This window comes from Candidatus Paceibacterota bacterium (genome assembly GCA_028697015.1).
GTDB lineage: Bacteria > Patescibacteriota > Minisyncoccia > Minisyncoccales > GWA2-38-27 > JAQVFW01.
In genome coordinates this window covers 94,227-120,489 of record JAQVFW010000001.1, presented here as the reverse complement: position 1 = coordinate 120,489, position 26,263 = coordinate 94,227, and the positions used below count along the sequence as shown (strand labels likewise).

Here is a 26,263-nt window from a genome sequence, read left to right as displayed (position 1 = left end):
TTTATGAAATATTCAATAATTACTTTCGGCTGCCAGATGAACATCTCCGATTCCCAAAGAATCGCTTCTCTTTTTGAAAAAGAAAAATACAGAAAAACCAAAGATATAACAAAAGCAGATTTAGTGATTATTAATATGTGCTCTGTAAGACAATCGGCCGTAACAAGAGTTTACGGACTTGTTCCTAAATTAAGGGAAATAAAAGGAAAAAGCATTTTAACCGGCTGTTTTTTAAAAAAAGACCAAAAAAAACTTGAAGAGCTTTTTGATTTTGTGATAAAGCCAAGCCAATTTCCGGAATTTTTAAAAAGCAAATCCGAATTTTTAAATATAGAACCGGCATATTCTTCATTCCCAATTGGATACATACCGATTATGACCGGATGCAATAACTTCTGCACTTACTGCGTCGTTCCATATACAAGAGGGAGGGAATATTCAAGATCGGTTGAAGAAATAGTTAAAGAGGCGAAAAATCTAATAAAAAAAGGATATAAAGAAATTTGGCTTCTTGGCCAAAACGTCAATTCCTATTTTGACAAAAAAGAAAGAAATTTTCCTTCCTTGCTTAAGACGGTAAATAATTTAAAGGGAGATTTTTGGCTTAAATTTACATCTTCTCATCCTAAGGACTTTACGAAAGAATTAATTGAAGCAATGAAAAATTCAAAAAAAGTTTCAAAATATCTTAATCTTCCTCTTCAGTCGGGAAACGATAAAATTCTAAAAAAAATGAACAGGCCTTATACTTTTTCCCAATATGAAAAAACTGTTCAAATGATCAAAAAAGAAATAAAAGATATATCTCTTTCAACGGATATAATTGTCGGATTTCCTTCGGAAACAAAAAAACAGTTTCAGGATACCGCGGATGCTCTGAAAAAAATAAAGTTTGAAATGGCCTATATTTCAAGATATTCAGAAAGACCAGGAACAAAAGCGGCAGAATTGAAAGACAATGTCTCATTAAAAGAAAAAAAAAGGAGAGAGGAGATTCTCAATGAGATAATCAAAAAAAACAGCTTTATAAAAAATAAGAAATATCTTAATAAAGAAGTGACAGTGCTTATAAATTCAATACGAAACGGTCTTTATTTGGGAAAAACTGAAGATTATAAAACAGTAAAAATAGAATCATTAAAAAAAGACCTTATTGGGAAATTCATAAAAGTTAAAATTATAAAAAGTATGCCATGGGGACTTATTGGAAAAATAAAATAATTGCAATAGTCGGGCCAAACGCTTCGGGAAAAACTTCCCTTTCAATTGGAATCTGTCTTTATTTAAATTCGAAAAAAATAAAAAAGCATTTCAATATTAAGGGAGCGGAAATCATATCTGCCGATTCAAGGCAAGTATATAAAGGCCTTGATATCGGTTCTGGTAAAATAAAAAAGAAAGAGACAAAAGGAATTCCCCATCATTTAATAGACATTGTATCACCCAAAAAGATATTTACTGTTGCCGATTATAAGAAAAAAGCAATAAAAAAAATAGAAAATCTCCATAAAGAAAATAAGATTCCTATTATTGTCGGAGGAACTGGTTTTTATGTTGATGCAATAATAAAAAACACAACTATCCCGGAAGTTATGCCGGATTGGAAATTAAGAAAAAAATTGGAGCAAAAAACAAAAAAAGAGCTTTTTTTAATGCTTGAAAAAAAAGACAAAAGAAGAGCCAAAGAGATAGATAAGAACAATAAAAGGCGTATTATAAGAGCTCTTGAAATAATAGAAAGTACGGGGAAAAGAATTCCAAAGAAAGAAAACAATCCTCTTTTCGATTCTTTAATATTTGGAATAAAAAAAAGCCAAGAAAAGCAAAAAATATTAATAGCAAAACGCCTAAAAAAACGACTAAGAGAAGGGATGGTGAAAGAAGTAGAAAATCTTCACAAAAAAGGAATTTCGTGGAAGCGCCTTGAGGATTTGGGTCTTGAATACAGATACATCGCTTATTATTTACAAGGCAAGATGCCTTATGATGAAATGATAGAAAAACTGCAAAAAGAAATAGAACATTTTGCAAAAAGGCAAATGACCTGGTTTAAGAGAAACAAAGAAATTATTTGGATTGAAGGATTAAAAGAAGCCAAAAAAAATTTAGAGAAAATCTAATTTTTTTCTTTATTTTTTTATAGTTTTTGTTTCTACTTTGGCAACAGCAGAAATTTTTGCTTCCAATACTTTCGATACCGCTTTAGGATCCGCCATTCCTTTTGTTTTTGCCATTACCTTGCCTGTCAGAAATTGCAAAGCATTTTCCTTCCCTTTTTTGTAATCATCAAACGCTTTTTCGTTTTCTAAAATTACCTCTTCTATCGTTTTTTCAATTTCTCCCCTGTTGGTAATTTTTTTAATCCCCTCTTCTTCTATAATATGAGAAGGATCAGCTCCTGTCTTGAACATCTTTTCCAAGATATTCTTTGCCATTTTTGATAAGATTTCTCCTTTATAGAGAAGAATTATAAATTCTGCAAAATTTTCAGGTGTAATTTTGCTTTTATCAACGGATAAAATTCCAAGTAATCCTTGGAAATCGCTTATAATATAGTTTGAAGCTAATTTTGAAAGATTTTCTTTTTCTTCTTTTGAAATTCCCTTCTTTATATCAATTTCTTTTTTCCAGTTATAAAGTTCGGAAATAACTTTTTCAAAATAGTTTCCAAGATCTTTGTTTTTCACAAAAACTTCAATATCTTTTTCTTTCAAAAAATATTCATTCCTAAATCTTTCCCTCTTTTGTTCTGGAAGCTCTGGAATAGTTATTTCTTTTATAAACTCTTCTGAAAAATTAAAAACAGGCAAATCCGGCTCTGGAAAATACCTATAATCATGAGCCTGTTCTTTTTCTCTTTGAGAAAAGGTTATCTCTTTTTTATCATGCCAACCTCTTGTTTCTTGAACTACCTTTTCCCCTTTTTCTAAAATATCCGTCTGTCTTTTTATTTCATAATCAATGGCTTTTTCAACAACTCTGAAAGAATTAAGATTTTTTATTTCCACTTTTGTTCCGAGATTATCGTCTTTACTAATACTAATATTTACCTCTACTCTCATCTGTCCTTTTTCCATATCTGCATCCGAAATATCAATATATCTGAAAATAAGCTGGAGTTCCTTTGCAAAATTAACTGCTTCTTTGCCAGTTCCAATGTCCGGCTCTGTTACAAGCTCCATCAAGGGCACTCCCGCCCTGTTAAAATCAATCAAAGAACTCTTCTCTTTTGGTAAATAGTTTATTCTTCCCGTATCTTCTTCAAGATGAATTCTTGTTATTCTTATCTTTTTGCCGTTTATAATAAGAAATCCTCCTTTGCAAATTGGCTTGTCATATTGGGAAATTTGGTATCCTTTTGGAAGGTCGGGATAGAAATAATTCTTTCTGTCAAATTTAGTCTCTCTTGCTATTTCACAATTCAATGAAAGTCCTGCTTTTATTACTTTTTTTATCGCTTCTTTATTTGCAACAGGAAGAGTTCCCGGATGCCCAAGACAAACTGAACAAACATTTTTATTGGGTTCTTTTTCACTTGAATTATTAACACAAGAGCAAAACATTTTAGATTTGGTGTTTAGCCCTACGTGTATTTCAAGACCAATTGTTGGTTTGTACATATTTAAATTATTTCTTAAATTCTTTTGCCATTTTAACTCCCGAACTTGTCCCTATAATATCCGCCCCTGCCTTTACCATTTTCTCTGCATCCTTTAATGTCCTTATATTTCCAGACGCTTTAATAAGAAGTCCTGGAGCTCCTTTTTTCATAAGTTTTAAATGCCTTGCCTTTTCTTCCATCTCCCTGTTTTCAAGGGGATCTTTTTCTGTCGCTGTTTTAACGCATATTGCTCCGGCCTTTTTTACAATTTGAGAGGCCTTTATTATTTCATCATCAGTCAAATAACCTGAGCCAATAATAACTTTTGTAGGCATAATCCTGCAGATATTTTTTAAGTCGTTTAAAACTTTCTCATATCTTCCGTACTTTATGTCTACAATATTTAAAACAATATCAAGCTCGTTTCCTCCGTCTTTTTTAATCTTTTTTGCCAATTTTATTCTTTCGCTTGATCTTGAAAGACCCATTGGAGAATCGGCCAAAACAACCGTCTTTATATCCGTTCCTTTTAACTCTTTGCTTACTGTTTTTGTCCATTTTTCTCTTACGCAAACCCCGTGAAAACCATATTCTTTGGCTTCAAGACAAATATTTTTAATATCTTTTAATGTAGCTTCTTTTCTTATGTCTGTGTGGTCAATTATTTTGGCTATATTTTTCATATTTTAATGTTTTTTATTTTTATAACTTCAAATCTTAAGATCATTTTTGCTTTATCATTATAACATAAAAGATAAAAAAATACAGAAAAAGAAGTACTTGCCCTCTTTTCTTTTTATTGCTATTATACGGGAATAATAATTATAAAAACCATGAATAAAAACAAAATCGTCCTTGATTATTCAAAGTTAAAAGAAATTGTCTCTGCTCACAGAGTTCTGGGACACAGAATTATAAGCACAGCCGGATCTTGGGATATGCTTCACATAGGACACCTAAGATACCTTATAAAAGCCAAAAATGAGGGAGACGTCCTTATTGTCGGAGCAGACAGCGACAGAGGAATAAAGCTTTATAAGAATGAATTAAGGCCGGTTATCCCTCAAAAAGAAAGAATGGAAATGCTTAGTTATCAAGGATGCGTTGATTATGTTACTCTTATTGACGATATAGATAATAATGGCGCTTGGCAGTATGATCTTGTCAAAACCATTCTTCCGGATGTTTTTGTAACCACAAACTATAGTTATACCAAAAAGCAAATCAATGATATTAAAAAATATTCAAAAAAAGTAGTAGTGTTGCCAAGGCAGGCAGAAACAACTTCCTCAACTGAAATTATTGAAAGAATGGTAAAAAAGCACCTGGAAGTTTTACTTGTCAATATGGGAAAAAAGAAAAATGGCTAAAAAGAAATTCGTAAACCTTCAAAATGCAAGAAAGGGAGAATACAAAAAAGTAATTGAAGAAATAGTATCAACCGGCAAATGCCCTTTTTGCAAAGAAAATTTCAAATACCATAAAAAACCGATATTCAAGAAAAAAAACAACTGGTTTTTAACAGATAACAGCTGGCCTTACAAAAATTCAAAACACCACTTCCTTCTTATTGGGGAAGAGCATAAAGAAAATCTTTTTGAACTTACAAAAAAAGACCTTCAATCTATATTTTTTCTTATTAATTTTGCAGTTAAAAAATGGAAAATAAAAGGAGGAGGACTGATTGTAAGATTCGGGGACACGAAATTTACAGGCGGTTCAGTAAGCCATATCCATTTCCACTTGTTATCTCCAAACGTAAATCAAAAAACAAAGAAAAGCAAAAAAATTGCTTTTACTATCGGTTAGTTTAGTATTTAAACGGCAATATCTCCTTTTATTGAAGGATGAGGGTCATATCCTTCAAGTTTGAAATCCTCATAGGTAAAATCAAATATATTTTTAACCTCTGGATTAATAGTCATCTTGGGCAAGGCCTTTGGCTCTCTTTCAAGCTGGGTCTTTACTTGATTTATATGATTAAGATATATATGAGCATCTGAAAGAGTATGGATAAATTCATGAGCTTTCAGTCCCGTTACCTGTGCAACCATCATAAGTAAAAGAGAATAGGAAGCGATATTAAAGGGAACTCCTAAAAAAACATCGCAGCTTCTTTGAAAAAGATGCAAAGAAAGCTTGTTATTTGCCACAAAAAATTTAAAAAAGCAATGGCAAGGAGCGACAAAAACTTTATCAACATCTTCCGGGTCCCACGATGAGACAACAAGCCGCCTTGAATTAGGATTTTTTTTTATTTCCTCTATTGCATTTGAAATCTGATCTATTGTTCCTCCATCTCTCTTCTTCCATCTTCTCCATTTTTCTCCATAAATAGGGCCAAGTTCTCCGACAGGCAGATTATACTTAGCACAGGCCTCTTTGGTCGCCCATTCGTTCCAAATTGTCACTCCATTGTCATTCAAATATTTAACATTGGTATCTCCTCTTAAAAACCATAAAAGTTCATAAATAATGGATTTTAAATGGGTTTTCTTGGTAGTTATCAACGGAAATCCGTCGTCTATATTAAAACGCATTTGGTAACCGCAAACTGCAATATTCCCTACCCCTTGAGGATCTCCCTTCTTTTCTCCGTTTTCTAAAACATATTTTAACAGATCTAAATATTGTTTCATTTGAAAATTATTTTTTATTCTTAATCTTCTTTTCTATTTGAAATATTTTTACTTTAAAATATTGCAATATTCTTTCCGCTTCAAAAGAAGCATCCCCTTCAGAAAAATAGATTTTCTTTATTCCTGAAAAAGCGATTAGCTTTGCACATAAAGGACAAGGAAAATGGGTTACGTAAAGGGATGTTCCTTTTATCTTAACGCCTTCATTTGCTGCCTTTGCTACAATTATCTGTTCCGCATGAATAGTCGGAGAAAATTCCTGATTTTCTCCCGCTTTAAAAAAATCTCTCATTGAACCAAGTTGATACGGTTCATGGTCTGTCAAAATCCCCATATTATATTCAGTAAAAAGAATATTCCTTCCTTTTACCAAAACGGCTCCAACCTGCCTCCACCAATCAGCGCTCTTTAACGATTCATCATATGCCCTTTTCATTATTCTAATATCAAAAGGATCTTTTGAAAATGAAATTTTAACAAGAGGAGATCTGCTTAAGACCTTGTCTTTATCCCAGCGAAGAAAAACAGACTTCCACTTTACATTGTCTTCTTTTAAGTATTTAGCAGTAAAACTGCGAGAAACAGAATCATTAACGAGAATAACTTTCTTTCCTTTTAATTCTTTCAAATTTTTTTCTGAAAGAATTTTAACATTTTCAAACCCGAATACTTTAAGAAGTTCTTTAACTTTTTCTGACCTTAAAGCGGCAATATCGGGATTTATTTCGGAAAGCTTTTTTAAAAGCTTATCAGATATGATATAGACAAATGAAGTTTCTTTTTTAATCTCCTCTAAAAAATCCAAATAACCCTTGTGTACAACGGGGATATAAAGAATAAGGATTTTTCCCATAGCATAGTTATCCGATTTCAATACCCATGTTTTTCGCCGTCCCTTCTAATGTTTTCATTGCAGCTTCAATGTTTGTAGTATTGAGATCTTTCATTTTTCGCTGCGCAATTTCCTTTAATTTTTCTTTACTTATCTTCCCTACTTTTTTCTTATTGGGAGTACCTGATCCTTTTTCAATCCCGGCAGCTTTCTTTAAGAGCTCCGCTGCAGGAGATTCCTTTAGAACAAAATCATACGTTCTGTCTTCGTAAACGGTAATTTCCGCCGGGATAACAAACCCTACCTGATCTTTTGTCTTATCGTTGAATTTTTGGCAAAATTCGGAAATATTCACTCCGTGCTGGGCCAGTACTGGTCCCACGGGTGGAGCCGGAGTTGCTTTTCCGGCTGCAAGCTGAATTTTAATAACTGTTTTTATTTTTTTAGCCATTGATTTTTAGTATTGACTATCTTTATATTTTTTTTATCTGCAGTGAATCAAGCTCCACGGGAGTATCTCTGCCAAACATATTTACATGAACTCTCACTTTTCCTTTTTCTTCGTCTATTTCAAAAACCTTTCCTTCAAGATTTTTAAATGGTCCATCTGTAATCTTAACCAAATCCCCTATTTTGGATTCTATTTTATGCTGGGGTTTTTCGGCTCCCATTCTGCCTTTTAAATATTCCACCTCCTTTAGAGAAATAGGAACAGGAGTAGTTCCTACTCCGATAAATCCGGTAACATTGGGAGTATTTCTAACTACATACCATGAATCATCCGTTACTATCATTTCAATTAAAACATACCCTGGATATATCTTTTCTTCAACTGTTTTTCTTTTTCCGTTTTTTATCTTTATTTTCTTTTCTTTAGGAACAATAATACTGAAAATCTTGTCTTCCATTCCGAAAGACTCTGCTCTTTGTTTAAGGTTTTTAGCAACTGCATCTTCGTATCCGGAATAAGTATGTATTACATACCAATTCCTTTGTTCTGGTAATTGTTGTTTTGCCATTTTAAATTACAAATGTCCTCAGTAAAAAACTGAAGATAAAATCAAGAGCGCCAAGATAAGTGGCAAGAGCGAAAGAAATACCTATCACAATTAAAGTATACCTTGTTGTTTCTTTCCTTGTCGGCCAATTAACCTTCTTAATTTCCGTTTTTACTTCTCCTAAAAAATTTATTCCTTTTTTAATTTTATTCATTCTTTTTTATCTTAAAAAGCCCTTTTTATACCTTTTTTGGAGGGCTCTTTAGCCCGATAATAGCCAAAAAGAGAAGAAATGTCAATTATATATCAAGATTTCTTACTTCCTTTGCGTATGTTTGAATAAACTTCTTTCTTGGAAAAACCTCATTACCCATTAAAGTGTCAAATATCCTGTCCACCTCTTTTCCGTCTTCAATAAGCACTCTATAGAGCATTCTTTTCTCAGGATCCATTGTTGTTTCCCATAATAAGGAGGGATCCATTTCTCCTAATCCTTTATACCTTTGAATTGATATATTTGCAATTTTATCTTTCTTAAATGATTCAATTATGATATTTTTTTGTTCTTCGGTATATACATATTCCACTCTTTTTCCCGATTGAAGCTTGTAGAGAGGGGGCTGGGCAATGTATAAATGGCCCTTTTCTATTATGGGCTTAAAATATCTGTAAAAAAAAGTAAGAAGCAATGTTCTGATATGCGATCCATCAACATCAGCATCAAGGGTAAGAATAATCTTATGATACCTCAGTTTCTCTATATTAAAATCATCTCCTATTGCAGTTCCAAGAGCAATAACAAGAGCCCTGATTTCTTTTGAGGCCAGTATTTTATCAAGCCTGGCTCTTTCAACATTAAGAATTTTTCCTCTTAAAGGCAGTATTGCCTGAAATCTTCTGTCTCTTGCTGATTTACAAGAACCTCCGGCAGAATCTCCTTCCACTATGAAAATCTCCGATTCTTCCGGCTTTTTAGAAGAACAATCCGCAAGTTTCCCTGGCAGAGCAAGCCCGTCCAAAACCCCTTTTCTAAGAACGGTCTCTTTTGCCGCTCTTGCCGCTTTTCTAGCTTTAGCGGATAAAAGACATTTTTCAATTATTGACCTTGCATCTTGAGGATTCCTTTCTAAAAAATCAGCCAAGTTTTCTGAAACAATTTGGTCCGCAACCGGCTTTACTTCAGGATTGCCGAGTTTTGCTTTTGTCTGACCTTCGAATTGAGGTTCTCTTATTTTTATTGAAATAACCCCGGTAAACCCCTCTCTCACGTCTTCTCCTGTAAGATTGTCATCTGAGCTCTTTAAAATGTCATTCCGTCTGGCATAATCGTTTAAAGTCCTCGTAAGAGCGGTTCTAAATCCTGTAAGATGAGTCCCTCCTTCGGGAGTGAAAATATTATTGGCAAAACTTTCTTCATAGCATTCATATTCGTCAGAATATTGAAAACCTGCTTCAATTATAATTTCATTTTTTTCTCCAGAGCAATAAAAAACATTCTGATGCTGCAAATTTACCCCTCTTGTTAAATACTTGATATAAGATTTTAATCCTCCTTCAAAATAAAAAGAGTATGAAGATTCTTTCCCTTTCTCTCTTTCATCTTTAAAATCAATTCTTATGCCTTTTGTAAGATATGACTGTTGCCTAAGATGGCTTAAAATCTTTTTCTTGTCAAATTTTATCTCTTTGAATATTTCTTCATCCGGTTCAAAAATTATAGTCGTTCCTGTCTCCTTGGATGGACCAATTTTTTTAACCTTTGTCATTGGCTTTCCTTTTGCATATTCTTGGGTAAAAATAAAGCCGTCTCTCTTTACTTCCGCTTTCATATATGAAGAAAGAGCACAAACAACGGAAATACCAACTCCATGAAGCCCTCCTGAAACTTTATAAGCATCTCCTCCAAATTTTCCTCCGGCATGAAGAGTTGTCATAATCGTTTCTAGAGCCGATTTCTTGGTCAAAGCATGCCTGTCTACCGGTATTCCTCTTCCATTATCGCTTACTCTTACCCTGTTATTTTGCAAAAGAGCGATTTCCCCCTTATTCCCGTTCCCCCCCATAAATTCGTCTATAATATTATCAAGACATTCCCAAACAAGATGATGAAGACCATCAACTCCGGTTGAACCTATATACATTCCTGGCCTTTTCCTGACAGGATCAAGACCCTCTAAAACATAAATATCTTTGGCTGAATAAGATGATTTTTTTTCTTTCATTTTGTTAAAAAAAATAAGAGATTGGACTGGCTCCGCACTCTAATTTTACCTTAAAAAAGACATTAAATCAAGCTCTTTTTAATCCCGAAAAATGTCTTTTTTATTCACGCATAATTTTCCAATTGGCGGGGACGACCGGACTCGAACCGGCAACCTTCCGCGTGACAGGCGGATGCTCTGACCAATTGAGCTACGCCCCCTACAGAGAACATACTAGCAAATTTAAACCATAAATCAAGAAGAAAACTTGCTCTTTTCGCTTTTTTTTGACGCTTCAAAAACAAACAAAGGAGGGATATTAAAGATTTGAAGATAGGAAAAAATTTGGTCAAAATGCTTTGCAATTAAGCTTTTTGACTTTCTTGAAAATTGATAGACAAGAAATTTTCCTCCTTTTTTTAGAATATTATAAGTATCTTTAAGCAAATTATCTCTTTGCAAAGAGCTTAAAAATGAAAGAGGTATCCCTGAAATAATATAGTCAATGCCTCTGATTTTTTCTTTCTTTAAAATATCTTTAATATTTTCTGCGCTATCATTAAATATTCTAAGGCGTTTGTCTTTAAATTTATTTTTAAGAAAGAAAGAAAGATTTTTATTTTTTTCAATAACAATCAATTTTGAATCTTTATTCATTTTAGACAGTAAATACTCTGTGAAAATGCCTGTTCCCGGACCATATTCAACAATAATAATATTTTTTTCAAAATCAATTGAGCTGCATATTTTTGAGACGGTCTTTTTTGTCGTCGGAAAAACAGAAGCTACGTTTTTATCTCTCAAAAAATTGCCTGCCAAATTACTTTTAATCATAAAATTTTAGACAGAAATTATTTTCCGATATTTATAATACAAGATAATAATACTGCTTCTTTATTTAAAAAGCGCCTGTTAGCGTTTTATAGCAATCCTGCCAAAGTGCCGGTGGCAGGGATCGAACCTGCGACCTTAGCCTTATGAAGACTCTGCTCTAACCACTGAGCTACACCGGCAAACAGAAATTTAAAATATCTTAAAGAGATTAAATGTTTTTATGTTGCGGGGGTCAGAATTGCACTGACGCCTTGAGGTTATGGGCCTCAAATGGTACTACTCCACCACCCCGCAACTGTACCTTAGCGTATTTTTTTATAAAAATCAAGTGGAGTTTTTGTTTTAAATAACGTCTAAATTCTGAAAAGCTGCCATATATGCGTCAATTGCTTTTTTTGATTCTTGCAAAGGAAGCTTATAATCAGGATCATAAACAATATTATCTCTTATTTTATGGGCTTGCCAAACATCGTCTATATTTTTTAAATTCTCCGATGTCATAGTTCTTAACTTTTCCACAATAAAATCCCCTTTAAAATCCAGTTTTTCAAGGACATCGTTGAGCATTTCGTCCGCTTTTATTATTGCCATTTTTTGCTCTCCCTCTATTCCCGTATTAAACTTTTCCAGTATTGACTTCCATTCTTTCTTGAATTTTCCCTCTTTAAGAGGGCTATAGGTCAAAATCTCTTTTGTATTTTCCAAAAATCTGTCTTTAAACCAGCTTGTTTTTAAAAAAAGAAAAACAATAGCGACAAAAAGAATTGCCGAAACAGAAAGAAAAACAGCTCTTATATAATAAAGCACTCCCGTAAATTCAGGCTGTAAAATAAAAGTTATTATTTTTGAAGTTGTTTCATTCATTTTCTTCTAATATTTTAGCAAATTTAAATATATTTTCTTCTTCAAAATGCCTGCCTATAATCTGCAAACCAACAGGCAAATCGTTTACTTTAAGAGGCAAAGAAAGAGCGGGAAGCCCGGCAAGACTTACCGGAGCGGTAAGAATATCGCAAAGATACATTGAAAGAGGGTCATCTTTTTTTTCCCCTATTTTAAAAGCAGAAAAAGGAGAAACGGGACTGATTATAATATCAACATCTTTAAACGCATTGTCAAAATCTCTGGCTATTAAAGTCCTTACTTTTTGAGCTTTAAGATAATAAGCATCATAATAACCGGAAGATAGAGCATATGTTCCGAGAATAATTCTTCTTTTTACCTCATCTCCGAATCCCTCCTCCCTCGTTTTGGAATAAACATCAAATAAATTATTTGTCTTTTCTCCTTGAATTGATAACCCGTACTTTATGCCGTCAAATCGAGAAAGGTTTGAAGACGCTTCAGGAGAACTGGTTAGATAATAAACAGGTATTACATACTTTGTGTTAGGCAAACTTATTTCTTTTATTTCAAATCCTAATTTTTTTATCTTTTCAATTTCTTTTGAAATTAACCTTTCAATCTCTTTATCAAGCCCATCGGCAAAATATTCTTTCGGCAATCCTATTTTCAAATTTTTTTTCTCTTCTCTTTTTTTATAATCAACACTAGTAGAATCATTAATATCTTTTCCTTTTATAACGTTAAAGACAATTTTTGCATCTTCCACGTTTTTCGATAAAGGGCCTATTTGGTCAAGAGAAGAAGCAAAAGCAGTAAGGCCATATCTTGAAACGGCTCCATAGGTTGGTTTTAATCCAACAACAGAACAAAAGCTGGCTGGCTGCCTTATAGACCCGCCTGTATCAGATCCGAGGGCAAAAACACACATATTGGAAGAAACAGCGGCAGCGGACCCTCCAGAACTTCCTCCGGGAACGCGCTCTTTATCTTTCGGATTCTTTGTAATAGAAAAAGCGGAATTTTCTGTAGAAGCTCCCATTGCAAATTCATCAAGGTTTGTTTTTCCGAGCAAAACTGCTCCTTTCTCTTTTAATTTTTTAAAACAAGTAGCGTCATAGGGAGCAATATAATCCTTAAGTATTTTAGAAGCACAAGTATTTTTCAAATCTTCAACTAAAATATTGTCTTTAAGAGCAAAAGGTATTCCTGTTAGCAAAGAGCCTTTTCCCTCCGAAATTTCTTTATCGGCTAACTTGGCAGAGCTGATTGCTCTTTCCTCATCAAACGATAAAAAAGCCCCGATATTATTGTCCTCTTCTTTTATTCTATCTATATATTTTTTTGCCACTTCCAAAGCAGAAATATCTTTATCTCTTAACTTTCTATAAAGCTCTGAAATTGTAAAATCTTCCATCAAAAAACTTCTTTTACTTTTAGATAATCTCCTTCCTTTTTAGGAAAAGATTTTTTTACTTCTTCTTTTTTAATAAGAATTAAATCTTCTCTTGACGTATTTCCGTCTAAAAAAGAAAAGTGGAATGGCTCAACATTTGAAACATCAATTTCAGAAAGACGGTCAAAATAGTCAAGAATAGTTGACATCTCTGTTTCCATTTTGGATATTTCTTTTTGCTGAAGGTCAATTCTTGCCAATTTAGCTATTTTTTCTACTTCTTCTTTTTTTATCATTTTATTTCAAAGGATCCAATTCTTCAGAGTTTGTAAGAACATCATACAATTCGTCTATATTTTCAAGAACTAGTCCCGCTCCCCTTGCAACCGCTGTAACCGGGTCTTCAATCAATCTTGTCGGTATTTTGACCTCTTCTTGGATTAAAATATCAAGGCCCTTTAAAAGACTGCCTCCTCCGGCAAGATATATTCCTCTTGACATAATATCCGATAAAAGCTCAGGAGGAGTTTCCTCAACTGTTGTTTTAATCGCCATTACTATCTCCTTTATTGATTTTGACATTGCTTTTTTTACCTCTTCGCTTGATATCATAATTTCTTCCGGCAATCCCGTTACAAGATTTCTTCCTCTCAAAGGAAGTTCTTTTTTCTCTTTCATAGAATAAGCAGATCCAATTCTTATTTTTATATCTTCCGCTCCTCTTTCTCCTATAAGAAGCTTATAGTTTTCCTCAGCATACCTTATTATATCCTCATTAAGACGGTCTCCGGCAATTCTAAGGCTTTTGGCCGTTACTATCCCCCCTAGAGACATTACGGCAACTTCCGTTGTTCCTCCTCCGATATCGACAATAAAGTTTCCTCCGGCTTCTTGAACCGGAAGGCGCGAACCAATCGCAGCGGCCATTGGTTCTTCTATAAGAAAAACTTCTCCCGCTCCCGCGCTTTTGGCAGCATCGCGAACGGCTCTTTGTTCAACTTCGGTAACTCCGTAAGGAATTCCAACAATTACTCTTGGGCGAGGTCCGATAAAAAATCTTCCTTTATGGACTTTTTCAATGAAATATTTGAGCATTTGCTCTGTTACCTCAAAATCGGAAACAACTCCGTCAACAAGCGGCCTTGTAGCAACAATATGAGCAGGAGTTCTTCCAACCATCTTTTTTGCCTCTTCTCCTATCGCCAGTATCTGGCCTGTCTTTTTATTAACGGCAACAACCGACGGTTCATGAATAACAATTCCCTTCCCTTTTACGTAAACAAGAGAAGTCGCAGTTCCAAGGTCTATCGCTATATCGCTTGATATGTAAGAAAAAAGTTTACGTATTGTCATTTGATTATTTTTTTGATTTCGTCTTTCTTTATAACTTTTGAGAATTCTTCTCCCCTTTCCTTTATTTCCACACTTTCTTTTTCAGCCGTTTTATCGCTTACTATAATCCTTAAACTTATGCCTATCAAATCTGCCTCGGCAAATTTTTCACCAGCTGATTTGTCTTCTCTGTCGTCATAAAGGATATTTTCCTCATCAAACTGATAAATTTCATTCGCAATTTCCTTTACTTTACCGCTTTTGCCTATTTCAATCAAGTGAAATTTAAAAGGAGAAACTTCTTTTGGCCAGATAATCCCTTTGTTGTCATGATGAACCTCAACAATTGTTCCCATCAGTCGGGAAAGGCCTATTCCGTAGCATCCCATTAAAACAAATTTCTTCTTTCCATTTTTATCCGTAAAAGAAAGATCAAAAGGTTTACTATACTTTTCATTAAGTTTGAATATATTTCCAACCTCAACCGCCTTTTCCTCTTTCAAATTACTATTTTTACACTGAAAGCATTTTCCTTCTTCTATGTCTATAATTTCCTTATTAATGGCAAGATTACATTTCTTACATATATATATTATATCCTCCCCTGCTTGCGTTAAAGTTTGATATTCGTGGGAAAATTTTGAAAAACTTCCTCCGCTTGCAAGAGTAAGATAAGTTTTTTCCCAAATACCGCATCTTTGAAAAATATTTTTGTAAGCTTGTTTAATCTTCTCATAATAATTTTCCAATTCTTCTTCTGAAGAGTTAAAAGAATAAAGGTCTTTCATTAAAAATTCCCGACCCCTAAGCAATCCCGATTTTGCCCTCTTTTCATTTCTAAATTTATTTTGAAATTGAAATAAATTAAGGGGCATATCTTTATAGGAAGACAAAAACTTTTTTACTAAGGGAGAAATTACTTCTTCATGGGTCGGTCCAAGGGCAAATTCTTTGTCTTCAACTTTGAGTTTGTACAAATCGTCCATTTTTTCCCAACGTCCGGTTTTTTGCCAGTTTTCTTTCGGATGAAGAGTCGGTAAAAAAACTTCGAAAGCGTCAACTTTAAGCATTTCTTCACGAATAATATTTTCTATTTTCTTTAAAACAAAATTTCCAAGAGGAAGAAAAGAATAAACTCCGGCCATTAGTTTGTCAACAAAACCAGCTCTTACAAGAAGCTTGGCGTTAATACTTTTTTCGTCTTTTGGTTCTTCTCTCAATACTTTGCTGAAAAGTTTTGATTGTCTCATTTTCTTTACATTTATTATTAAAACATTCCCTTTATAAGTCCTCCAAAGCGAATTATATCGTTATAGGTTATGGTAATTATAAGTAGAATCAAGAATGCAAAACCGGCAAGATTAAGATTTCTTTCAAAATTGGGAGAAGTTTTTCTTCTGGAAACAGCCTCATATATGACAAAAACCAGCCGACCTCCGTCAAGAGCAGGAATAGGCAAAATATTGACGACTGCAAGACCTATGGAAATAAGAGCCGCCATATTTAATAATTCTATAATCCCTTCCTTCATTACAATGTGGGTAATGGCAAAAATTCCAACTACTCCGGCAGTAGAATCTCTAAAGGGTTCTACTGTTTTTTCTCCAATAGAAGTGTAGGTAAGTTTAGCCAGAGAATAAAAAGATAGATGAGTCATATTTACGGCATGCAGAAAACCGGAAAAAACCTTATTAAATGACTCATATTTAATTTCTGTTACATTACTGAGAAGAACTCCTATAAAATAAGTTCCGTCTTCCTCTTTTGGAATAATTTCAACCTCTCTTTCTTCTTTAGAACGAACATCGCGTAAAGCCAGAACTACTTTTTCTTTGTCTATATTCACATATTTTACAAAATCTTCTCTTGTTGAAACAGAAAGTCCGTTCACCGATAAAACCATTTCTCCTTCTTTCAATCCAGATTCTTCAGCTGGAGAATTCTCAAGAACAGTAACTATTAAAGGCACTTGCGATTGTTTGCCAAATATAAAGTTATAATCAAACGGCAAAAATACATTCCATTTAAATCCGGAAAAAGAAAGAACGATATAAAAAATAAAAGCAGCAACCAAGATATTTGCAAAAACACCTGCTATTAAAACTTTTGCTTTTACAATCGGCTTTTGGCAATAAAAGCTTCTTTCGTTTTTTGTTGAATCTTCGTCGGGATCTTCTCCGTATATTTTAACATATCCACCGAAAGGAATAAGATTAATTGAATATTTTGTTTCTCCTATTTTCTTTGAAAAAATATTCGGAGGAAAACCAAGGGCAAATTCTTCAACAAGAAGTCCGGCGGATTTAGCGGCAATAAAATGTCCAAGCTCATGGGAAAAAATCAAAAAACCGATTATAAAAATAAATATTAAAAGGGTTAAAAAAAATGTCATCACTCGTTAATTTCCTTTATTTTTCTTTCTTTCCTTTCTTCGGCTTTTTTATTATAATCGTCTACAATTTTTTGAAGCTCGTCCTTTGCTCTGAATTTATCATCTTCTCTTATTTCTCCAAGGCGAGTTTTTTCCTGTATTTTTCCCCAGGCTTCTTCTCTCCATTTCCTGATAGATTTCCTTATTTCCTCGTGTTTTAAGGAAATAAGGCGCTTTAGTTCTTCCCTGTATTCATTACTAAGAGAAGGCAAAGAAACTCTAATAATATCCTTATCCAAAACAACGGAAAGGCCAAGACCTGACTTTGAAAGAGAAGAGACAATCCCCTCGATATAAGATTTATCCCACGGCTGGATAACAAGGGTCTTTGAATCAAAAAGAGAGATTGCCCCAAGTTGTTTTAAGGGAAATTTTTCATTAAAACAATCAACTGACATATCCTCAACTAACGAAGGATTCGCCCTGCCAGTTCTGATTTTTGAAAATTCAGCATCTAAAAAAGCAAGGGCTTTTTCCATTTCCGGCTTTATACTTTCAATAATTTCTTTATACATAATTAATTGCTTTTTATTTAATATTAATTAATAAATTCTCGAATAATAATTTTTGATTAACGTTTGTTGTCATTATTAGAAATTTGGCATCAAGAATAAGCTTTAAGTTTTCTTTTGCTATTTGAAAGTCAGAGAAAGAGACGGACGGGGCAAAAATCTTTTTCCTGAAATGATCAATCCACTTTTTTAAAATTTCAACCATATCTTCTTTTTCTGAAATATCTTTTGCATATTTAAGGCGGGAAAAAAAGGAAGCAGAAGAAACTTTTTCAATTTCTAAATCCGTTAAATAATCTTTTTTTTCTTTTTCTTTATCTTCTAAAAGATTAAAAAGAATTCCTGGTCTCCCAAAGGAAAGATTAAGTAAATTCTCTGTTGTCTTTCCGTTTATATTTTCTATCTCCAGATATTTTTTCATTTCATCATTCCCTACTGGGAAAAATCTCATTTTCCAAAGACGGGAAAGAACCGTCTTAAGAAGAAAATCAGGATATTCCGTTATAAGAAAAAATACTGTATTCCCCGTAGGTTCTTCAAGGGTTTTCAAAAGGCAATTTTGCGATTCTCTTGTCATCAGATGAGCATTGTCAATTACTCCCACTTTAAAATTTCCCAAGGACGGCTTGAATGAAAGATTCTCGATAAAGCGCCTTATTTCTCCTATTTTTATTTCCTTACTCTCTTCTATTATGTGAATATCTGGATGAATCCTTTTTGAGATCGCCCTGCAAGAAGAGCAAATATTGCAAGGTTCTTCTTTATTTGCGCTACAATTTAAAAGAGCTGAAATTTCCAAAGACAAGCATTTTTTTCCTAATTTCTCCTCGCCTGAAAAAAGAAAAGCATGAGGAATTTCTTCTGTTTTTTTCATTTTCTGAAAAAACTGCCATTGTTTTTTATGACCAATAATCATATCTTTATATTAATTATTTTTTTGTCATAATGCTTCTTTTGTAATCCTCAAGATTATTTATCGCTATTCCCGCTCCCTTTGCGACACAAAGAAGTGCTTCATCTGCTACAAAGCAAGGAACTCCAGTCGCCTGAGAAATAAGACGGTCAATATTTCTAAAAAGAGCTCCGCCTCCCGATAAAACCATTCCCTTATCTATAATATCAGCGGCAATTTCAGGAGGAGTTTCCTTTAAAACCTGTTTTATAACTTGAATAATTTCCGAAAGCCGTTCCGCCGTGGCTTCGCAAATCTCATTTGAAGAAATTTTAATGTTCTTCGGCAATCCGGACACTAAATCCCCTCCTCTTATTTCAAGGAAGAGAGGTTTTTTATCTAAAATAGCCGTCCCTATTTTCATCTTTATTTCTTCAGCTGTTTGCTCTCCAATCGCCAAATTGTATTTTCTTTTAATATAACTTGAAATAGCCCTGTCTATCTTGTCTCCGGCAACTCTAAGCGATTTGCTCTTTACTATCCCGCCCAACGATATAACGGCAACTTCTGCCGTTCCTCCACCAATATCGACAATCATGTGGCCTGAGCAAGATTCTATCGGTATGCCCGCTCCTATGGCGGCAAGTATCGGCTCTTTGACGACATATACTGCTTTCGCTCCGGCAGACATTCCAGCTTCAATAACAGCTCTTCTTTCTGTCGAAGTTATTCCCGCAGGAACTCCGACAACAAGCTCCGGTTTTAAAATTCTAAACTTACCTGCTGTCTTATTAATAAAATACTTAATCATCGCTTCAGTTACCCTATAATCGGCAATAACTCCGTCTCTTAATGGCCTATAAACTTTTATAGTATCGGGCGTTTTACCGGTCATTTCTTTTGCTTCTTTTCCAACAGCAAGAATTCTGTTTTCAAAAAGGCCGACCGCGACAACGGAAGGTTCGTTTAAAACTATTCCCTTTTTGGGAATAAAAACAATTGAGTTGCAGGTACCAAGATCAATTCCTATTTTTTGAACAAACATATTCTTTTTTTAAAAATTCTTTTTATTATTCGTTATTTGTTTCTTTTTGCCTTTTGATTTCAGCACCCAGTAGCAAAAGACGCTCTTCTATTTTTTCATAACCTCTGTCAATCTGATAAATATTATTAAGAATGCTTTTCCCTTTTGCGGCAAGTCCGGCTATAACGAGAGCCGCTCCGGCTCTTAGATCAAGAGAAGGTATTTCCGTTCTATAAAGCTGACTAGGACCATTTACTATCGCTCTATGGGGGTCACAAAAAACGATATCCGCTCCCATTTTATTAAGCCCCTCCAAATATTTTAATCGTCCTTCGTATAGAGGGTCATGGATAAGAGTTGGCCCCTTGCATTGAGTAGCAAGAACCCCCAATACTGGCTGAAGGTCAGAATGAATGCCAGGGTAAATAGAACTTTGTATTTTTTCTATTTTGAGATTAGAAGAAGGAAAAACCTTTACTGAATCATCTTTTAAAACCTTTAAAACCGCTCCAGATTTTTCCAGCTTTCTTAGAAAAAGAGTCAAAAACGGGGTTCCCGCGTTTTTAACGAGAACTTTTCCTTTTGTAATAAGGGAAGCCACAATAAATGTTCCCGCTTCGATAGGATCAGGAATAATTTTATGGGAAAATCCCTTAAGATTTCTCTTTCCTTTAATTCTAAAACTATGGCATCCGAGAGATTTCAGTTGCGCGCCCATTTTTATTAAAACATTAATAAGTTCTTGCACTTGATAATCTTCATCTGCTATTTTAAGAATCGTTTCTTTGTCTTTAAGAGAAGAGAAAAGAAGAATATTTTCGGTTGCCGTCACGCTAAATTCACTTAAAACAATTTCGGTTTTTCCTTCTTTTTCTTTCTTCGCGTTAAAGTAGAAAAAACGCCCCCTTTGTTCAATTTTTACTCCTGACTGGGATAAAGCGTCAAGGTGGGTATCTATGGGCCTTGATCCAATTACACATCCTCCTGGAGATACAATTTTTATCTCTTTGAACCGCGCAAGAAGGGGGCCTAATATTAAGACAGATCCTCGAAGGCGGCTTATAATATTAAAAGGAAGTTTTAAAGGATCAATATCTTTGCAATTTAATTTAATCTTTCTTTCTCCAAGCCAAGTAACCTTTGCTCCAATATTTTCCATTATTTCAAGCATTTTAAAAACATCTTCTATAAGCGGAATATTATCTATAAAGCAATCCTCTTTCGTAAGAAGAGAAGCGGCTATTATTGGAAAAGCCGCGTTCTTTGCTCCTCTAATTTTAACCTCTCCCTTAAGAGGACGACCGCCTTGAATAATAAATTTTTCATCCATATCAAAACCATAATAACTTAATTTTTTATTCTTGGCAAGTTTGGATTTTTAAGGTAATATTAGCGAATATGACTAGAAAAAAAAGAACACTACTACTTATATTAATATCCCTTGCCTGTATCTTTACCATAATTCCGGTGATTTTTTATTCTCTGGGTTGGCGAATTGACTCGCTTGAAAAAAGAATAATCAGGGCAGGTTCTTTTTATTTCAGAATATGGCCCCGAGGAGTTGATATATCTCTTGTCCCCATATACAAAGACAAAGAAATAGAAGAAGAATTAATAGAAAAGAAAACTCTTTTTAATACAATATACATCGAAAATATTCTTCCGAAAGAATATGGCATAACGGTAAAAAAAGACGGTTTTTATTCTTTTGAAAAAAGATTAAATGTAAATCCCGGAGAAATAACGGAACTCAAAAATATAACTCTCGTTAAGAAAAACCCTTATTTCGGATTAATCTCTGAAAAAGTGGATAAATTTTATATTTCTCCCGATGAAAAAGGAATTGTTTTTATAAAAGGAAGAGAAATAAATTTATATAACTTGCAAACAAACAGGCAGCAGGTTTTAGCCAGAACTTCATCTGAAGTAGAAGACCTTCTTTTTTTCCCAGATTCCGAAAGAATTCTCTTAAAAACAAAAAGCGACTGGCTTCTTCTTATTATTGAAACACTCTCTCTTACTCCTGTTTCTTTTGGAATAAAAGAACCCGTAAAAAAAGAAGAAATAATATTTGACCCTAAAAATAGAGATGTTATTTATCTTTTAAAAAACGGCTCCTTTTACAAAAAAAATCTGTTTTCTGAAAAAACAGAAGTCATAAGCAAAGACATTCTTTCGGTTTTAGTCCTGGAAAATGAAAATATTTATCTTGACAATAAGGGGTTTGTTACAAAAAACAACCTTGAAAAAGAAAAAATAAACGAAACTCCTTTGGAAATAAATTCTTCAAATTATGATATTTTAATTATTGATTCAATTTTTTATATAAAAGAAAATGATAAACTCTACCGCTTTAACCCGGAAGAAGAAAAATTCGATCATTTTCTTGATTCAATAGAGCAAATTAAAGTTTCAAACGACAAAGGAAAAACTCTTTTTGCCGGAAATCATGAAATAAGAATATTTTTTCAGAAACAGCAGTATGACCAGCCGCAAAGAGAAAAAGAAGAAATTATTTTTCTTTCCCGATTTTCTGAAAAAATAAAAGAAATATACTGGTGGACGGACCATTATCTTATCTTCGCTCTTTCTGACAAAATAAAAATAATGGAAATAGACAATAGAAACAAGATAAATATTTTTGACCTTGCAGAATTCAAAGAACCTGAAATTTTTTGGAGTAAAATAAACAGAAAGCTTTTTGTTCTTTCTGAGGGATTTTTATACATCTCCGAGAGTTTGATATTCTAAATAAAAACCGCCAAATTTCTTTGACGGTTTTTAAAATTTAAACAAATATTATCTCTTTCTCCACTGACGAGCTCTCCTGGCTCTTCTTAATCCGAATTTCTTTCTTTCTCTTTTTCGAGGATCTCTTGTAAGAAAGCCTGCTCTTCTAAGGCGTTTTCTAAATTCAGGATTAAAATCAACAAGGGCTCTTGAAATTCCATGCCTTATTGCTTCCGCTTGTCCCACAATGCCTCCTCCGCTTACTTTCGCAATAACGCCAAACTTGCTTAAAACCTTCATTTTTGTAAGAGGAGAAGCGGCTTTTTCTTCAAGTTCTGGACGAGAAAAATATTCCTTATTTTCTTTTTCATTGACCAAAAAACCCTTGCCGTCCGGAAAAATTCTAACTCTTGCCGCAGATCTTTTTCTTTTCCCGACTGCTTCAAAATATGTCTTCTTTTTTTCTTCAGTTGTTTTAACCATTGTCTTCTATTTTTAATCGTTTTATTTGTTTGGCTCTTAATTTATTTACAGGAAGCATTCCATAAACAGCCTTTCTTAAAACTTCTCCCGGATTATTTTCAAAAAGATTTTTTAAAGGAGTTTCTTTCAATCCTCCCATATAACCAGTATGACGGTAATAAATTTTCTTGTCGAATTTTTTTCCAGTAAAAACAATCCTTTTTATGTTTTTAACAACCACAAAACCCCCTATATCCTTATTTGGGGCAAATGACTCTTTTTCTTTTCCCCTAAGAAGAACGGCAATCTCTGTTGCCAATCGTCCAAGAGGTCTGTCTTTTGCGTCTATTGTATGTGTTTCCCTCTCCATTTTATTTATTCTTAATTAATTCCAAATTAGCCATTTTGGCACCATCGGATTTTCTTTGTCCAAGTTTAATAACTCTGGCATATCCACCGCTTTTTTCCTTATATCTTGGAGCAACATCTTCTATTATTTTCTTAACCACTTTTTTATCAAAACTTTCAAGTAAAATTCTGCGAGAATGCAAATCTCCTTTTTTCGCCTTTGTAATAATATTCTCAACAATAGGAAGAGCTTCTTTGGCCTTTCCTTCTGTGGTCTTTATTTTTTCACGAACAAAAAGCTCCCTTGTTAAAGATTTTAGTAAAGCTTTTCTCTGCGCTTTTTCCCTCCCAAATTTTCTTCCAACTTTTTTCTTTTTCATGCTTTCAACTCCAAGCCCAATTTTTTAAGGGCTTTCTTTATTTCTTTTAAACCTTTTTCTCCCATCCCTTCTAAAGCCATTAAATCATCTTCGCTTTTTCGAAGAATTCCTGCAATCGTCTTAATATTGCCATTACCTAAAACAGAAACTGTTCTTTGGGATATATTAAGATCGCTTATTTGCTTTTTACTAGAATCTTCTTTCTCTTCTTTTCTTTCTTCTTTTTTATCGGTTTTCTTATCTTTTTTTTCTTCCTTCTCTTTCTTTTCTTCTCCTTGAAGAGAATTCTTAATTGATGAAAAATGGTCAATTAATATTTCAGTTGCATTTAAAAAAACTTCCTTAGGTTCAACTGTACCGTCGGTTTCTATATCAAGAAAAAGGCGTTCAAAATCGGTTCTGTCTTTTACTCTCATGTTCTCCACTCTAAAGCTTATTCTTTTTACTGGAGAAAAAATCGCATCTATTGGAATAACTCCTATTTCAAGCTTCTTTTGCTCTTTTCTTTGTTCAACCATCTCATAGCCAATTCCTTTTTCAACCGTAAGCTCCATTTCAATTTCTGATTTCTTTGAAGTAAGAGTAGCTATGTGGCAATCTTTATTTATCAATTCCATTTGGCTTGAAACCTTGAAATCGGAACCTTTGGCTTTCTTTTCCCCTTTTACGCTAAGAATAGCTTTCTGTGGCTCATCCGTATGCAATTTAAACCTCATTTGCTTTATATTCATTATTATGGAAATAACATCCTCAAGAACCCCTGGAATCGTTGAAAATTCATGCTGAACCCCTTTTATCTTTACCTTCGTAACGGCTGCTCCCTGCAAAGAAGACATAAGAACTCTTCTTAAAGTGTTCCCAATTGTTGTCCCATAGCCAGGATAAAGGCCATCCACCTCAAGATGAACTAAATTCTTTTTTTCCTCAATAAGGGTTGATTTTAAAGGTAGTGGTATCATATTTTTTTATAAAAGCTTGTTTAAAAATTTATTTAAATTTTGAGCTTTTAAGAAGTATTTATATATTAAATCAATTTATCTTGAATAAAACTCAAAAATGCTGGCAATTTCGGCAGGAATGGCGGATTCTTCAAGAAACGCATCCCTAATTATTTCTGCTTCTTTTTTTACAGAATCATACTTAATCCATGAAGGAACTTCATCTTCTTTTATGTTTTCTTTAAAAATAGCTTTTTTTGTTGAACCAGGCCTAATACTTACCTTGTCCCCTTTTCTTGTTTCATAAGAAGGAATATCAACTCTTTTCCCATTGACCCAAAAATGACCATGAGTAACCATTTGGCGCGCACTGGCACGAGAAGAAGCAAATCCAATACGGAAAATTACATTATCAAGGCGGTGCTCAAGTTTTTTAATCAAAGCCAAACTCATATCCTCTACCTTTCCTCTTTTTTGGAGAATATCTTTGACATAATTTCCAAATTGCTTTTCGCTAAGATAATACCAGTTTTTCAATTTTTGTTTTTCAGCTAGCTCTTTTCCATATTCAGAAACGTTTTTTCTTACTTTCTTGGCTTTTACTCCCGGACTATAAGGTCTTTTAACCATCGCGCATTTAGCCGAAAGACACCTGTCTCCCCTTAAGAAAAGTTTTGTTCCAGCTCTTCTGCAAATCTTACATTTTGATTTATCTACTACCATAAATGGCTTTTTATATTAATTATTAAGGTTTTCTTGGTTTTTTAGGCCTGCATCCGTTATGAGGAACAGGAGTGACATCCTTTATTGAATTAACATTAATTCCCTTTCCAATCAAGGCCCTTATTGCTGATTCTCTTCCTGATCCAATTCCTTTTACAAAAATATCCACTTTTTCAATTCCAAGCTTTTGAATGGTAAAAAAAAGCGATTCTGCGACTTTTGAAGCAGCAAAAGGCGTTGCTTTTTTAGTCCCTTTAAACCCGACAGAACCGGCGCTCACCCAGGACAAAGCATTACCTTTTGCATCTGAAAGGGTCATTATCGTATTGTTGTAAGTAGAAGAAATATAGATCTTGCCCTCTGCAAGAATTCTTTTTGGCGATTTTGTCTCTTTCTTTAATCCGCCTTCTATTTTATCCTTCTCGTCCAAAAGCTCTTTATCGGTTTTTTTAATAATTCTCTTTTTTCCCATAATTTGTTTGCAATAAAATACTCAAAATCTCTATTTTGGAGCAGGAGGTGGCTTCCTTCCTGAGCCGACTGTTCTGCGGACATTCCCTCTTACGGTCCTTGTATTTGTTTTCGTCCTTTGTCCTCTTACCGGCAACCTTTTACTGTGGCGAATTCCTTTATAGCAGTTAATATCCTTGAGCCGTTTGATATTGAGCATAATTTCTCTTCTCAATTCTCCTTCAATCTTATACTCTTTTTCTATGATTTCTTTCAATTTGTTTATTTCGTCCGGCTTCAAATCTGCAGCTTTCTTATCAGGGCTAATTTTAGCTTTTTCTAATATTTTTTTGCTCAAAACCAAACCAACTCCATATATGTAAGTAAGAGCAATTAATATTTTTTTATTTTCCGGTATGTTTATCCCTGCTATTCTAGGCATTATTTTTTATCTATTATTCTTAATATTATCCCTGTCTTTGTTTGTGTTTTGCAATTTTGCAAAAAACATAAATGCGTCCTTTTCTTCGGACGATTTTACAATCTTTGCAAATTTTCTTGACTGAAGACCTGATTTTCATTTTTTAATTATTAGATCTGTTGCTTAATAATTTTTCTAAAGCAATTCTGCAATTTAAAAGAAAACGGAATAAAAATCTTTGGGCATATACACCGTATATCTTTAAAAATTTTTAAA

The 26,263-nt window shown here is 33.7% G+C and carries 32 protein-coding genes and 2 tRNA genes; 5 read left to right on the top strand and 29 right to left on the bottom strand.

The annotated features are described in order from the left end of the window. Positions 1–3 precede the first annotated feature (3 nt). Both miaB and miaA read left to right on the top strand, forming a co-directional pair. Positions 4–1,221 (top strand): tRNA (N6-isopentenyl adenosine(37)-C2)-methylthiotransferase MiaB, encoded by a 1,218-nt coding sequence (miaB, locus tag PHH50_00750; protein ID MDD3728841.1) that lies wholly within the window; start codon positions 4–6, stop codon positions 1,219–1,221. Beyond that, positions 1,194–2,120, top strand: coding sequence for a tRNA (adenosine(37)-N6)-dimethylallyltransferase MiaA (gene miaA / locus PHH50_00745; GenBank protein ID MDD3728840.1), 927 nt, complete (start codon positions 1,194–1,196; stop codon positions 2,118–2,120). The genes miaB and miaA overlap by 28 nt, the downstream gene beginning before the upstream one ends. A gap of 9 nt (positions 2,121–2,129) precedes the next feature. Here the strand turns inward: miaA and gatB are convergent, their stop codons facing one another. Both gatB and deoC read right to left on the bottom strand, forming a co-directional pair. Further along, positions 2,130–3,620 carry an Asp-tRNA(Asn)/Glu-tRNA(Gln) amidotransferase subunit GatB gene (gene gatB / locus PHH50_00740; GenBank protein ID MDD3728839.1) on the bottom strand — a complete coding sequence of 497 codons (1,491 nt, stop codon included), beginning with the start codon at positions 3,618–3,620 and terminating at the stop codon, positions 2,130–2,132. A gap of 7 nt (positions 3,621–3,627) precedes the next feature. Then, positions 3,628–4,284, bottom strand: a complete 657-nt coding sequence (gene deoC / locus PHH50_00735; GenBank protein MDD3728838.1) for a deoxyribose-phosphate aldolase — start codon at positions 4,282–4,284, stop codon at positions 3,628–3,630. 150 nt (positions 4,285–4,434) lie between these two features. Here deoC and PHH50_00730 point away from each other — a divergent pair, with 150 nt between their 5' ends. Both PHH50_00730 and PHH50_00725 read left to right on the top strand, forming a co-directional pair. Next, the gene (locus PHH50_00730; GenBank protein MDD3728837.1) at positions 4,435–4,971 is read left to right on the top strand and encodes an adenylyltransferase/cytidyltransferase family protein; all 537 of its coding nucleotides are present in this window, start codon (positions 4,435–4,437) and stop codon (positions 4,969–4,971) included. Further along, positions 4,964–5,410, top strand: coding sequence for an HIT domain-containing protein (locus PHH50_00725; GenBank protein ID MDD3728836.1), 447 nt, complete (start codon positions 4,964–4,966; stop codon positions 5,408–5,410). Before PHH50_00730 ends, PHH50_00725 begins: the two co-directional genes overlap by 8 nt. Before the next feature lie 8 nt (positions 5,411–5,418). Here PHH50_00725 and PHH50_00720 read toward each other — a convergent pair whose 3' ends face one another. From PHH50_00720 to murA, 19 genes are all read right to left on the bottom strand, one after another. After that, the gene (locus tag PHH50_00720) at positions 5,419–6,240 is read right to left on the bottom strand and encodes a thymidylate synthase (protein ID MDD3728835.1); all 822 of its coding nucleotides are present in this window, start codon (positions 6,238–6,240) and stop codon (positions 5,419–5,421) included. A gap of 7 nt (positions 6,241–6,247) precedes the next feature. Beyond that, positions 6,248–7,114, bottom strand: a complete 867-nt coding sequence (locus PHH50_00715; GenBank protein MDD3728834.1) for a deaminase — start codon at positions 7,112–7,114, stop codon at positions 6,248–6,250. Further along, on the bottom strand, positions 7,101–7,523 hold the full coding sequence (gene rplK / locus PHH50_00710; protein MDD3728833.1) for a 50S ribosomal protein L11: 423 nt from the start codon (positions 7,521–7,523) through the stop codon (positions 7,101–7,103). The genes PHH50_00715 and rplK overlap by 14 nt, the downstream gene beginning before the upstream one ends. Before the next feature lie 22 nt (positions 7,524–7,545). Next, positions 7,546–8,091, bottom strand: a complete 546-nt coding sequence (gene nusG / locus PHH50_00705) for a transcription termination/antitermination protein NusG (protein ID MDD3728832.1) — start codon at positions 8,089–8,091, stop codon at positions 7,546–7,548. A 1-nt stretch (position 8,092) separates the two neighbouring features. Beyond that, positions 8,093–8,284, bottom strand: coding sequence for a preprotein translocase subunit SecE (gene secE, locus PHH50_00700; GenBank protein MDD3728831.1), 192 nt, complete (start codon positions 8,282–8,284; stop codon positions 8,093–8,095). An 85-nt stretch (positions 8,285–8,369) separates the two neighbouring features. Beyond that, positions 8,370–10,292, bottom strand: coding sequence for a DNA topoisomerase (ATP-hydrolyzing) subunit B (gyrB, locus tag PHH50_00695; GenBank protein MDD3728830.1), 1,923 nt, complete (start codon positions 10,290–10,292; stop codon positions 8,370–8,372). A 123-nt stretch (positions 10,293–10,415) separates the two neighbouring features. After that, positions 10,416–10,492, bottom strand: a tRNA-Asp gene (locus PHH50_00690). Positions 10,493–10,526: 34 nt separating this feature from the next. Next, complete coding sequence (locus PHH50_00685; GenBank protein ID MDD3728829.1) at positions 10,527–11,105, bottom strand: rRNA adenine N-6-methyltransferase family protein; 579 nt, start codon at positions 11,103–11,105, stop codon at positions 10,527–10,529. Positions 11,106–11,211: 106 nt separating this feature from the next. Then, positions 11,212–11,284 (bottom strand) — tRNA-Met (locus tag PHH50_00680). 163 nt (positions 11,285–11,447) lie between these two features. Next, positions 11,448–11,969: a hypothetical protein gene (locus PHH50_00675; GenBank protein MDD3728828.1), complete on the bottom strand. Its 522-nt coding sequence runs from the start codon at positions 11,967–11,969 to the stop codon at positions 11,448–11,450. Next, a complete protein-coding gene (gene gatA / locus PHH50_00670) occupies positions 11,962–13,365 on the bottom strand; it encodes an Asp-tRNA(Asn)/Glu-tRNA(Gln) amidotransferase subunit GatA (GenBank protein MDD3728827.1) in 1,404 nt (467 codons plus the stop codon). The genes PHH50_00675 and gatA overlap by 8 nt, the downstream gene beginning before the upstream one ends. Then, positions 13,365–13,640: an Asp-tRNA(Asn)/Glu-tRNA(Gln) amidotransferase subunit GatC gene (gene gatC / locus PHH50_00665; GenBank protein ID MDD3728826.1), complete on the bottom strand. Its 276-nt coding sequence runs from the start codon at positions 13,638–13,640 to the stop codon at positions 13,365–13,367. The genes gatA and gatC overlap by 1 nt, the downstream gene beginning before the upstream one ends. Before the next feature lies 1 nt (position 13,641). Next, entirely contained in the window at positions 13,642–14,697 is a 1,056-nt protein-coding gene (locus PHH50_00660) for a rod shape-determining protein (GenBank protein ID MDD3728825.1), read from the bottom strand. Continuing rightward, entirely contained in the window at positions 14,694–15,926 is a 1,233-nt protein-coding gene (locus PHH50_00655; protein MDD3728824.1) for a His/Gly/Thr/Pro-type tRNA ligase C-terminal domain-containing protein, read from the bottom strand. The genes PHH50_00660 and PHH50_00655 overlap by 4 nt, the downstream gene beginning before the upstream one ends. A gap of 17 nt (positions 15,927–15,943) precedes the next feature. Continuing rightward, complete coding sequence (locus tag PHH50_00650; protein ID MDD3728823.1) at positions 15,944–17,068, bottom strand: M50 family metallopeptidase; 1,125 nt, start codon at positions 17,066–17,068, stop codon at positions 15,944–15,946. Next, positions 17,068–17,622, bottom strand: a complete 555-nt coding sequence (locus PHH50_00645) for a ribosome-recycling factor (protein ID MDD3728822.1) — start codon at positions 17,620–17,622, stop codon at positions 17,068–17,070. The genes PHH50_00650 and PHH50_00645 overlap by 1 nt, the downstream gene beginning before the upstream one ends. A 13-nt stretch (positions 17,623–17,635) precedes the next feature. Next, positions 17,636–18,535 (bottom strand): hypothetical protein, encoded by a 900-nt coding sequence (locus PHH50_00640; protein MDD3728821.1) that lies wholly within the window; start codon positions 18,533–18,535, stop codon positions 17,636–17,638. A gap of 13 nt (positions 18,536–18,548) precedes the next feature. Further along, a complete protein-coding gene (locus tag PHH50_00635; protein ID MDD3728820.1) occupies positions 18,549–19,556 on the bottom strand; it encodes a rod shape-determining protein in 1,008 nt (335 codons plus the stop codon). Between the two features lie 25 nt (positions 19,557–19,581). Next, positions 19,582–20,865: a UDP-N-acetylglucosamine 1-carboxyvinyltransferase gene (gene murA / locus PHH50_00630; protein ID MDD3728819.1), complete on the bottom strand. Its 1,284-nt coding sequence runs from the start codon at positions 20,863–20,865 to the stop codon at positions 19,582–19,584. A gap of 68 nt (positions 20,866–20,933) precedes the next feature. Here murA and PHH50_00625 point away from each other — a divergent pair, with 68 nt between their 5' ends. Further along, a complete protein-coding gene (locus PHH50_00625) occupies positions 20,934–22,286 on the top strand; it encodes a hypothetical protein (GenBank protein MDD3728818.1) in 1,353 nt (450 codons plus the stop codon). A gap of 48 nt (positions 22,287–22,334) precedes the next feature. Here PHH50_00625 and rpsI read toward each other — a convergent pair whose 3' ends face one another. The 8 genes from rpsI to rpmJ all read right to left on the bottom strand — a co-directional run bounded on the left by rpsI (position 22,335) and on the right by rpmJ (position 26,147). Beyond that, complete coding sequence (rpsI, locus tag PHH50_00620; protein MDD3728817.1) at positions 22,335–22,748, bottom strand: 30S ribosomal protein S9; 414 nt, start codon at positions 22,746–22,748, stop codon at positions 22,335–22,337. Then, positions 22,741–23,097: a 50S ribosomal protein L13 gene (gene rplM, locus PHH50_00615; GenBank protein MDD3728816.1), complete on the bottom strand. Its 357-nt coding sequence runs from the start codon at positions 23,095–23,097 to the stop codon at positions 22,741–22,743. Before rplM ends, rpsI begins: the two co-directional genes overlap by 8 nt. A 1-nt stretch (position 23,098) precedes the next feature. Then, positions 23,099–23,455: a 50S ribosomal protein L17 gene (gene rplQ / locus PHH50_00610; protein MDD3728815.1), complete on the bottom strand. Its 357-nt coding sequence runs from the start codon at positions 23,453–23,455 to the stop codon at positions 23,099–23,101. Further along, positions 23,452–24,414, bottom strand: a complete 963-nt coding sequence (locus PHH50_00605; protein MDD3728814.1) for a DNA-directed RNA polymerase subunit alpha — start codon at positions 24,412–24,414, stop codon at positions 23,452–23,454. The genes rplQ and PHH50_00605 overlap by 4 nt, the downstream gene beginning before the upstream one ends. Positions 24,415–24,489: 75 nt before the next feature. After that, entirely contained in the window at positions 24,490–25,116 is a 627-nt protein-coding gene (gene rpsD, locus PHH50_00600; GenBank protein ID MDD3728813.1) for a 30S ribosomal protein S4, read from the bottom strand. A gap of 22 nt (positions 25,117–25,138) precedes the next feature. Next, the gene (gene rpsK, locus PHH50_00595) at positions 25,139–25,588 is read right to left on the bottom strand and encodes a 30S ribosomal protein S11 (protein ID MDD3728812.1); all 450 of its coding nucleotides are present in this window, start codon (positions 25,586–25,588) and stop codon (positions 25,139–25,141) included. Between the two features lie 30 nt (positions 25,589–25,618). Further along, complete coding sequence (gene rpsM / locus PHH50_00590) at positions 25,619–26,008, bottom strand: 30S ribosomal protein S13 (protein MDD3728811.1); 390 nt, start codon at positions 26,006–26,008, stop codon at positions 25,619–25,621. 25 nt (positions 26,009–26,033) lie between these two features. Next, positions 26,034–26,147, bottom strand: coding sequence for a 50S ribosomal protein L36 (rpmJ, locus tag PHH50_00585; protein MDD3728810.1), 114 nt, complete (start codon positions 26,145–26,147; stop codon positions 26,034–26,036). Positions 26,148–26,263 lie beyond the last annotated feature (116 nt).